The following is a 6846-nucleotide window of genomic DNA, read 5'->3' as shown; positions in this document are numbered from 1 at the left end:
TGCTGATAATCTGTTGACTAGCAGTCTGACTCCACAAGCACCCACACGAATTGCTTGATTCAGTTGTTAAAGAGCGGCTGGTTAAGATCTTTCGTCTCAACCGAGGTGCGCATCTTACAGCGCATCTTTTCAATTTGCAACCTTAAAAGTTTATGATTTTTCAACAAAATCAACTACTTAAACCAAGAGCCACATCAAACTGCTCGTTAGCGGGAGGCGAATAATACAGTATTAAAATACGTGGTCAACCCCCCACCTGAAAATTCTTCTTCCTTACCAGAGCACCCGGGCCGCCACCATGAGAACCTCCAGCATCTATATAAAGCACTGGGACAGCAACGAACCCAAACCACATCACCTGGACATATAGATACAACAATGGTGAGAAAGCCCTACGGCAAATGGATACCCAGGGGATCCCAAGAGCATGACGGGCATCACGTCAAAAATGCCGGGACACGAAATACCCTCCCCGACCAATACGACAGAAACGAAAAAGCCCCTGAAATGTTTAACCACTTCAGGGGCTTCATCTTGTTCAATAATGGCGGAGAGATAGGGATTCGAACCCTAGGTACCGGTGAAGGTACAACGGATTTCGAATCCGTCCCATTCGGCCACTCTGGCATCTCTCCAACGGCGCGCATCATAACAACACTTTCGCAGGAAGCGAACCCCCTAAGCGAAATATTTCTGTGCTATCAGATGCTTGCGTCGGTTAAAGCGGTACGCCCAGACGATTGGCGACCTCTTCATAGGCTTCGATGACGTCACCGAGGCCCTGACGGAAGCGGTCCTTGTCCATTTTCTTGCCGGTGGCCTTGTCCCACAGACGGCAGCCGTCCGGGCTGAATTCGTCGCCCAGCACGATGGAGCCATCGTGGAACACGCCGAACTCCAGTTTGAAGTCGACCAGCAGCAGGCCGGCGTCGTCGAACAGTTTGCTCAGGACTTCGTTGACCTTGAGCGACAGCTCTTTCATGCGCACCAGTTGCTCGGCGGTGCCCCAACCAAAGGCCACGACGTGGGATTCGTTGATGAACGGGTCGCCCTTGGCGTCGTCCTTCAGGAACAGTTCGAAGGTGTAAGGGTTGAGCTTCATGCCCTCTTCGACACCCAGACGCTTGACCAGGCTGCCGGCGGCGTAGTTACGCACGACGCATTCGACCGGGATCATGTCGAGTTTCTTCACCAGGCATTCGTTGTCGCCCAGCAATTTGTCGAATTGGGTCGGCACGCCGGCCGCTTCGAGCTTCTGCATGATGAAGGCGTTGAACTTGTTGTTCACCATGCCTTTGCGGTCGAGCTGCTCGATGCGCTTGCCGTCGAACGCCGAGGTGTCGTTACGAAACAGCAGGATCAAGCGGTTAGCGTCGTCGGTCTTGTAAACCGACTTGGCTTTGCCGCGGTAGAGTTCTTCACGTTTTTCCATGATGGGCTCCGCTTGCTAAGTAGATGGGCTAGGCGATATGTCGCCAGTCGAGCCCTGAATCTTGATCGGCCAGTTGCAGCCAGTCCGGGTCGCACCCAAGGGTGTCGACAAAACATTGCCGGGCCAGCCGCGGCAGGTTGTTCTTGCTGCTCAGATGGGCCAGGACCAGGTGTTGCAGGTCTTTCCAGCCCAACTCGGCCACCAGGAATGCCGCCTGGTGGTTGTTCAAATGCCCCAGTTCACCGCCTACCCGCTGCTTGAGAAAGTACGGGTAATGACCGCGAGCCAGCATGTCACGACAGTGATTGGACTCGATCATCAACGCATCGAGGTCCCGATAGCCGTCCAGCACCTTGTCACAATACGAGCCCAGGTCGGTCAACAGGCCGAAGCGCCGCAAACCGTCACTGAAAACATATTGCGTCGGTTCTTGTGCATCGTGGGCCACGGCAATGACACCGATGCTCAAGTCGCCGATTTGCAGTTGATCGCCGCCGGCCAGAAAGCCTGCGGGCTCAATAGGTTTGCGCATCCCGCGCAAGGTCCCGCGACTGAGGTAGACAGGCAGATTGTAGCGCCGAGACAGCAAACCCACGCCATGCACGTGGTCGGCATGTTCGTGGGTCACGAGTATCGCGCTCAGCTGCGCAGGGTTCACACCCAGGCGCAGCAGGCGTTTTTCGGTTTCCCGCAGGGAAAAACCACAATCCACCAATACGTACGTATCAGCGCTGGCTATCAGCGTGCCGTTCCCTTGACTACCGCTGCCGAGAACGGCAAAACGCATAGGATCAGCCCAGGTTGTCCTGAATCTTGCTCAACACTTTACGCGCCACATCGGCCGGCGCCACGGTGTTGATGTTTTTCTCTACGGTGACCTGGACGTTCTCGCCAACCTTGCTCAGGCGAACCTGATAACGTTCGGCGCGGGCCTCAAGCTCTTCCTTGCTCGGCGCGCTGCCGAACAGGCTGCTGAAGAAGCCTGGCTTGTCGTCTTTGCTCTCGGCTTTTTCGGCCAGGTTGATGTAGTACAGGCCCAGGCTGCGGTTGATGTCTTCAACACGCCATTCGCCTTGTTCCAGCGCACGACCGACGCTCGACCAGGCACGATCCAGGTCGGTACCGACGTTCAGCACAGGGTTACCGCTGCCGTCTTCACTCAGGCTGACACGACTTGGTGCGTCGAAATCACGCGAAGCCAGCATGGAAACCGAACCGCCCTTCTCGGAGATACGGCTCATGCTCGCGAGCATGTCGTCGACCAGTGCCGCGTCCAGGCCAGTGTTGACCGAACGGTTGGTGAAGGCCACGTCGGCGGTGCTGCCGGCGGGACGCTCGGCGCTGACCACATAGACTTCACTGGTATTGCGCTGCACGCCCGGCTCGATGCGCACCCGCACGCGGGTTTCGCTGTCCGTGCTGACGCCGGCCGCGCTCAGGCGCTTGGCCATGGCCGCAGACAGTTCATCGGAATGCTGCCAGGTCGTGGTGAATTCACCGGTTTGCGGACGCTGTTCATCCAGACGGAAACCGTTGTCCTGGAAGAACTGAACGGCCACGGGCCAGACTTCAGCCGGCGGATTCTGCGCCAGGATGGAGCTGGAGCCGCCGCTCTTCTGCAGGGAGTAGGCACCGGCGTCAGCACCCGCGGTCAGCGGCTGCGGCCGAGGAACGATGTATTCGCCCTTGGCGGTGTCATCGGCCACGTTGCGCGGGATCGGCAACAGCGGATCCAGACGCTTGGCGGTACGGACATCCGGTGGCATTTGCATCGGTGCAGTCTGTTGCGCTTCCAGGTAATCGCTACCACGGTCACGGAAATAACCTTCCGGGCCCCAGATCCATCCACAGCCACTGGTGCTGGAGATAATCAAGGCAAGTGCGGAAAGTCCGGCCATTCGCTTCATGCGTTGTACTTCCTCAATTAAACCAGGACGCCGCACTGGCGCAGGGCCGTACGCAGCGTTTCGTGACAAGGTGCGCTCAGCCAGGTCAACGGCAGGCGAATGCCTTCGTGCATCAGGCCCATTTCAACCAAAGCCCACTTCACCGGAATCGGGTTGGCTTCGATGAACAGGTCCTTGTGCAGCGGCATCAGTTTTTCGTTGATTGCCCGTGCAGTCTCGGCATCCCCCTTGAGGGCGGCCTCGCACAGATCGGCCATTTCACGCGGCGCGACGTTGGCGGTAACGGAAATGTTGCCCTTGCCGCCCATCAGGATCAGCTCGACCGCGGTCGGATCATCGCCGGAAAGGACGATGAAGTCCTTGCTTACGCCGTCGAGGATGGCCTTGGCGCGCTTGAGGTCGCCGGTCGCTTCCTTGATACCGATGATGTTCGGCACGGTGGACAGGCGGATCACGGTTTCGGCCTGCATGTCGCAGGAGGTGCGGCCGGGAACGTTATAGAGAATCTGCGGGATGTCGACCGATTCGGCGATGTGCTTGAAGTGCAGGTACAGGCCTTCCTGGGTCGGCTTATTGTAGTACGGCACTACCAGCAGGCAGGCATCGGCGCCGGCTTCCTTGGCATTACGGGTCAATTCGACGGCTTCGCGGGTCGAGTTGGCGCCGGTACCGGCAATGACCGGAATGCGACCGTTGACCTGCTTGACCACGGCCTTGATGACGGCAATGTGTTCGTCTACATCAAGCGTTGCCGACTCGCCGGTGGTGCCGACGGCGACAATGGCATGGGTGCCGTTTTCAAGGTGGAAGTCCACGAGTTTGCTGAGGCTGTCCCAGTCAAGACGCCCCTGTGCATCCATGGGTGTGACCAGTGCCACCATACTGCCCGCAATCATGAAACCGCTCCTGCCGGAAAAAGAGAGCCGTAATGGTACTGGCGCCAAGATGCTTGCACAAGCGAAGTACTGTGCTGCCGCCATTCCCCTTGGCGCCGGTTTTCGCTACCCTTCAGACTTTGATCGGTACAGACAAGCTCGCGCGTCGGGTTTCAGCCTCCATTTACGGCATCACAAGCCCTGATCCAGCGTTGCCGCCTCTCGCTCCCGCCCTGCCGGAGCACGTCGCGACCTGCCGCTTGGGGTTTACTGAATTCGCATCCGCAGGCTCGCTCCCGGCAAAACGCCCTCTGGACGTACCGACCGCTCATCGCTTTAGGAATGCTGCATGTCCACCCCCACAGTTCGCGAACAATTCCTTGTTATCAGTGCCCTCGGCGCCAACCCCATGGAGCTGACCAACGTCCTGTGCCGCGCCAGCCATGAAAACCGCTGCGCCGTTGTCACCTCTCGCCTGACCCGCCATGGCGAATGCAGTGCCCTGGTGCTGGAAATCTCCGGTAGCTGGGATGCCCTGGCACGCCTGGAAGGCAGCCTGCCGGTATTGGCCAAGCGGCATGCGTTCACGGTCAACGTGGTGCGCAGCGCGGCCCTGGAAAACCGCCCTCAGGCCCTGCCGTACGTCGCTTATGTCAGCTCGGCCTACCGCTCGGACATCATCAACGAGCTGTGCCAGTTCTTCATGGACCACAATGTCGAGCTGGAAAACCTGACCTGCGACACTTATCAGGCTCCGCAGACCGGCGGCACCATGCTCAACGCCACGTTTACCGTGACCTTGCCGGCCGGCGTGCAAATCAGCTGGCTGCGCGATCAGTTCCTGGATTTTGCCGACGCGCTGAACCTCGATGCCCTGATCGAACCCTGGCGCCCACAGAACCCAATGTAAGGAAGCTTTCATGGCCGTTGCCATCGACCAACCGGTTGCCGATTTCCAAGCCCCCGCCACCAGCGGGCAAACCGTCAGCCTCGCCGGCCTGAAAGGCAAGCAGGTAGTGATCTATTTCTACCCCAAGGACAGCACCCCGGGCTGCACGACCGAGGGGCAGGGCTTTCGTGATCAATACGCTGCGTTCAAGGCCGCCAATACCGAAGTGTTCGGCGTGTCTCGCGACAGCCTCAAATCCCACGAGAACTTCAAGTGCAAACAGGAATTCCCCTTTGAGCTGATCAGCGACAAGGACGAAGCCATCTGCCAACTGTTCGACGTGATCAAGCTGAAAAAGCTCTACGGCAAGGAATACATGGGCGTGGATCGCAGCACGTTCCTGATCGACGCCAACGGCATGCTGCGCCAGGAATGGCGCGGCGTGAAGGTGCCGGGGCATGTTGATGCGGTATTGGCCGCGGCCCAGGCTCTGAATAAGGCCTGATTTCCGGGCGTTCTTTCGGACGCCATCGCGAGCAAGCTCGCTCCCACAGTTGACCGAGTTGCCCGGGCATCCACGGTTCAATGTGGGAGCGAGCTTGCTCGCGATGAGGCTCGTCGCTTCAGCTCATAAATCCACTTCGTGAATTAAAGCAGCGGCGCCACCTCCGGCTCCTTGCGCGGCCAGGCATCCAGCACGGCCTTGAACAGCGTCGCCAGGGGAATCGCGAAGAACACCCCCCAGAACCCCCACAACCCGCCAAACAACAGCACTGCGCAGATGATTGCCACCGGGTGCAGGTTGACCGCCTCCGAGAACAACAATGGCACCAGCACGTTGCCATCCAGCGTCTGAATGATCCCGTAGACCGCCATCAAGTATATGAACTGATCGCTCCAGCCCCACTGGAACAGCGCAATCAGAAACACGGGTACGGTCACCACCACGGCGCCGACATAAGGCACCACCACCGAAATCCCCACCAGCAGTGCCAGCAGCGCCGCGTAATTGAGTTCAAGGACAACAAAGGCGATGTAGGTCACGCCACCGCAAATGAAGATTTCGATGACCTTGCCGCGAATGTAATTGGCGATCTGCCGGTTCATTTCATGGGCGACCCGGGTGATCAAGGCCCGCTCACGGGGCAGGTAACCGCGCACCCACTGGCCGATCATGGCCCGATCCTTGAGGAAGAAAAACACCAGGATCGGCACCAGCACCAGGTAGATCATGATGTTCACCAGCAATGGCAGGCTCGACAGCGAGAACGTCAGTGCCCACTGACCAAACTTGCCGATTTCGCCCCGTGCCGCTTCGATGGCCTGCAGTACTTGCTCATCGGACACCAGATGCGGATAGCGTTCGGGCAGCAGCAGCAACAGCGACTGCCACTTGGCGAGCATGCCGGGCAACTCGTTGAACAGGGTGATCAGTTGATGCCAGAGCAATGGCACGACCACCACGATAAACACCAGCAACAGCCCCATGAACAACGCAAAGACCAGCCCCACCGCGACCCCGCCCGGCACCCGCAGGCGCTCGAGGGTCACCACCAGCCCCTGCATCAGGTACGCCAGCACCATCCCGGCGAGCACTGGCGCCAGCATACCGCCCAGGGTCAGCACGGCGGTGAACGCCAGAAACAGCAGGACAGCCAGCACCACCGCTTCTTCATCGGAGAAATAGCGCTGAATCCAGTCGCGCAACACTTTGAACATCAATAATCCTTAGGAGTAAACGCA

7 protein-coding genes and 1 tRNA gene are annotated in these 6846 nt (G+C 58.7%); 2 read left to right on the top strand and 6 right to left on the bottom strand.

The window, feature by feature from the left end; all coding sequences use genetic code 11:
• Window positions 1–545 precede the first annotated feature (545 nt).
• The 5 genes from AC1Q6Y_RS13040 to dapA form a co-directional block, all read right to left on the bottom strand.
• Window positions 546–635: transfer RNA gene (locus AC1Q6Y_RS13040), tRNA-Ser, on the bottom strand.
• 83 nt (window positions 636–718) lie between these two features.
• Entirely contained in the window at window positions 719–1432 is a 714-nt protein-coding gene (gene purC, locus AC1Q6Y_RS13035; protein ID WP_007944067.1) for a phosphoribosylaminoimidazolesuccinocarboxamide synthase, read from the bottom strand.
• A gap of 28 nt (window positions 1433–1460) precedes the next feature.
• Entirely contained in the window at window positions 1461–2219 is a 759-nt protein-coding gene (locus tag AC1Q6Y_RS13030; protein WP_057716015.1) for an MBL fold metallo-hydrolase, read from the bottom strand.
• Between the two features lie 4 nt (window positions 2220–2223).
• Window positions 2224–3339 (bottom strand): NlpB/DapX family lipoprotein, encoded by a 1116-nt coding sequence (bamC, locus tag AC1Q6Y_RS13025; RefSeq protein ID WP_057716016.1) that lies wholly within the window; start codon window positions 3337–3339, stop codon window positions 2224–2226.
• Window positions 3340–3356: 17 nt separating this feature from the next.
• The gene (dapA, locus tag AC1Q6Y_RS13020) at window positions 3357–4235 is read right to left on the bottom strand and encodes a 4-hydroxy-tetrahydrodipicolinate synthase (RefSeq protein ID WP_090453679.1); all 879 of its coding nucleotides are present in this window, start codon (window positions 4233–4235) and stop codon (window positions 3357–3359) included.
• A 328-nt stretch (window positions 4236–4563) separates the two neighbouring features.
• Between dapA and AC1Q6Y_RS13015 the strand changes: the two genes are divergently transcribed.
• Both AC1Q6Y_RS13015 and AC1Q6Y_RS13010 read left to right on the top strand, forming a co-directional pair.
• The gene (locus AC1Q6Y_RS13015; protein ID WP_007979776.1) at window positions 4564–5124 is read left to right on the top strand and encodes a glycine cleavage system transcriptional repressor; all 561 of its coding nucleotides are present in this window, start codon (window positions 4564–4566) and stop codon (window positions 5122–5124) included.
• A 10-nt stretch (window positions 5125–5134) separates the two neighbouring features.
• Window positions 5135–5608 carry a peroxiredoxin gene (locus AC1Q6Y_RS13010; RefSeq protein ID WP_154909696.1) on the top strand — a complete coding sequence of 158 codons (474 nt, stop codon included), beginning with the start codon at window positions 5135–5137 and terminating at the stop codon, window positions 5606–5608.
• A gap of 143 nt (window positions 5609–5751) precedes the next feature.
• On the opposite strand, the gene AC1Q6Y_RS13005 is transcribed toward AC1Q6Y_RS13010, so the two are convergent.
• Window positions 5752–6822 carry an AI-2E family transporter gene (locus AC1Q6Y_RS13005; RefSeq protein ID WP_057716019.1) on the bottom strand — a complete coding sequence of 357 codons (1071 nt, stop codon included), beginning with the start codon at window positions 6820–6822 and terminating at the stop codon, window positions 5752–5754.
• Window positions 6823–6846 lie beyond the last annotated feature (24 nt).

Source organism: Pseudomonas sp. GW823-FHT06E10 (assembly GCF_058794995.1).
This window is presented reverse-complemented; position numbering and strand designations above follow the sequence as displayed.

Coding starts and splice junctions, on each gene's coding strand:
- purC (WP_007944067.1), bottom strand. CDS start 1,432: ATGGAAAAACGTGAAGAACTCTACCGCGGCAAAGCCAAGTCGGTTTAC.
- AC1Q6Y_RS13030 (WP_057716015.1), bottom strand. CDS start 2,219: ATGCGTTTTGCCGTTCTCGGCAGCGGTAGTCAAGGGAACGGCACGCTG.
- bamC (WP_057716016.1), bottom strand. CDS start 3,339: ATGAAGCGAATGGCCGGACTTTCCGCACTTGCCTTGATTATCTCCAGC.
- dapA (WP_090453679.1), bottom strand. CDS start 4,235: ATGATTGCGGGCAGTATGGTGGCACTGGTCACACCCATGGATGCACAG.
- AC1Q6Y_RS13015 (WP_007979776.1), top strand. CDS start 4,564: ATGTCCACCCCCACAGTTCGCGAACAATTCCTTGTTATCAGTGCCCTC.
- AC1Q6Y_RS13010 (WP_154909696.1), top strand. CDS start 5,135: ATGGCCGTTGCCATCGACCAACCGGTTGCCGATTTCCAAGCCCCCGCC.
- AC1Q6Y_RS13005 (WP_057716019.1), bottom strand. CDS start 6,822: ATGTTCAAAGTGTTGCGCGACTGGATTCAGCGCTATTTCTCCGATGAA.